The sequence below is a fragment of the Shewanella sp. ZOR0012 genome (assembly GCF_000798835.1).
Classification (GTDB): domain Bacteria; phylum Pseudomonadota; class Gammaproteobacteria; order Enterobacterales; family Shewanellaceae; genus Shewanella; species Shewanella xiamenensis.
Window position 1 is genome coordinate 1,211,225 of sequence record NZ_JTLE01000094.1, and the last position, 2,521, is coordinate 1,213,745.

Annotated in this window: 2 protein-coding genes; one reads left to right on the forward strand and one right to left on the reverse strand. The window is 48.8% G+C overall.

Features of this window, described 5'->3' with window-relative positions; translation table 11 throughout:
* The coding region (locus L976_RS07035) for an ABC transporter transmembrane domain-containing protein (protein WP_047540229.1) at window positions 1-1,132 on the reverse strand (1,132 nt) is incomplete at its 3' end.
* A gap of 182 nt (window positions 1,133-1,314) precedes the next feature.
* Here L976_RS07035 and L976_RS07040 point away from each other — a divergent pair.
* Window positions 1,315-2,521 (forward strand): bifunctional transcriptional activator/DNA repair enzyme AdaA (locus tag L976_RS07040; RefSeq protein ID WP_052184059.1); only part of this gene is annotated, 1,207 nt, incomplete at its 3' end.

Consider the following 2,521-nt stretch of genomic DNA (forward strand, 5'->3'; position numbering starts at 1 on the left):
CGATTACGCCAGTATTTTCACCATAATGAAAGCTCACCTGATTAAAATCGATCCGACCTTGTTCCACTACTAAGGTGTTTGCATCTGGCGAGTCTTGAATGAGTGTCGTCTTGGAAAGGGTGTTCATCCCATCGGTGACTGTACCAATATTTTCAAATAATGAACTGATTTCCCACATGATCCACTGCGACATCCCATTGAGGCGCAGCGCTAAACTCACTGCAATTGCAATTGCACCCACCGAGATAGCATTGTCACTCCAGAGCGTGATTGATACGGCGGCAATGCTGAACGCGAGTAAGTAGTTAATGATTTGTACGCTGACGCTGATCCCCGTGACAAGGCGCATTTGGCGATAAACGGTATCGAGGAAACTGCGCATACTCGCTTTAGCGTAATCGGCTTCTTTATCCGTATGGGCAAACAGTTTTACCGTGGTGATATTGGTGTAACTGTCGACAATTCGGCCCGTCATTGTCGAGCGGGCATCGGCCTGTTCGGTTGAGACCGTTTTAAGCCGCGGCACAAAGTACCATTGCAGACCAATATAGAGCGCTAGCCAAATCAGCATCGGGACCACTAGGCGCACATCGGCACTGGCCACCATCACCAGCATGGAGGTGAAGTACACTAAAATGTATACCAGTACATCGAGCAACTTCATTACGGTTTCACGCACCGCAAGGGAGGTTTGCATCACCTTAGTGGCAATACGGCCAGCAAAGTCATTCTGATAGAAGGAGACGCTTTGCTTGAGCAGATAGCGGTGCGCAAGCCAGCGGATCGACATGGGATAATTGCCCAGCAAGGTTTGATGCATGATCAGTGCATGAAATAGCACTAACAATGGCATCACCACTAGGACCATTACACCCATTAATATCAGCGTTGAACCTTCATCCTGATAGAGCGTCTCTGGGCTTTTTTTCACTAACCAATCGACTAATTGTCCCATAAAGCCAAAGAGTGAAACTTCGAGCATAGCGATGAAGGCCGTCAGCACTGACATTAATATCAGCGGTAATTCATAACCCTTAGTGTAGTGACGGCAAAACGCATACACCCCCGTGGGAGGCTTGGTTGGTTCGCCATCCGGTAGGGCTTCCACCCAAGATTCAAATCGTTTAAACATGAATTGACTCTATTTTATTGAGAAAAGTAAATGGGGAAAAACGTCGAGGTGTCTAGCATATAGGATCTTGCACTTTAAAAGCACGCGATGATCCAGTTCCGTTTTCCGCGAGTGTGCTAGCATAGGGTGACGTACAGTAACCGACAAGTACAAAATTGTGAATAAGATTGTCGGATAGCCAAATGAAGCTGATAGCAGTGAGTCCAAAACCAACCACTAAACCACTAGTCGTGCCGGTAGTAAACGATTTGCAAGAGTGCTACTTATCCGCGACGATTTGCCGCGAGGCTCGCATCAGCCGTGATCCACGTTTTGACGGTAAGTTCTTTGTGGGCGTGTTAAGTACGGGCATTTACTGCCGAACGGTGTGCCCTGCCGTTGCACCTAAAGAAGAAAACGTACGTTATTTCGACTCGGCCATTAAAGCCGCACAGGCGGGGCTGAGGCCTTGCCTACGTTGCCGCCCAGACAGTGCACCAGGCTCTAATCCGTGGAAAGGGACAGGCACAACCCTAGACAGAGCTATAGGTTTGATTGAAGCTGGCGCCTTATCGGGTGAGCATGGATTAACGGTCGAGGCCTTGGCGGACAAACTGGGGATCAGCAGCCGTTATCTAAATAAGTTATTTACCTCTGGATTTGGCACTTCGCCTAAGCAATTTGCACTCTATCGTCAGTTAATGTTCGCAAAACAGTTGTTGCATCAGACGCAGCTGCCCATCACTCAGGTTGCGCTTGCCGCAGGCTTTAACAGTATTCGCCGTTTCAACGAGGCATTTCAACAGACTCTGCAATTAACGCCCACACAGTTAAGAAAATCCAGTCTGAAGTCGACTGCCAAGTTAGAGGAAGAGGAGAGAACTAATAAGGCTAGTCCGCAGGAGATGCCAGCGCACAGTTTGAGTCTATATCAGTATTACCGACCGTCGCTCGATTGGCCGGCGCAGTTAGCCTTTTATCGCCTGCGCGCCGTGGCGGGAATGGAGTGGTTTAGTGAGGGGGCAAATCATGACTCCAACGACATGATGTCCCAAGATACACTTGAGTATGGTCGCACCTTGCAACTTGAGGATATCTGCGCAGTGGTGCGTATCGCCCATGAGGCACATTTGCATCGCTTTAAAATCACACTGACATTAACACCCGACTCGCCCTTGGCCGGCCTACAAAAACTCATCACCCAAGTGCGGCGCATTTTAGATCTCGATGCAGATATGCAGCTGATTGAGCACAACCTACAGCGTTTGACCGATCTTAAGTTAATCCCTAAATCAGGTCTTAGGATCCCGGGAGCAGGATCTTTATTTGAGGCGGGTTGCCGAGCCGTTTTAGGTCAGCAGGTGAGCGTAGTGCAGGCCACTAAGTTACTCAATTTATTGGTCGAAGCCT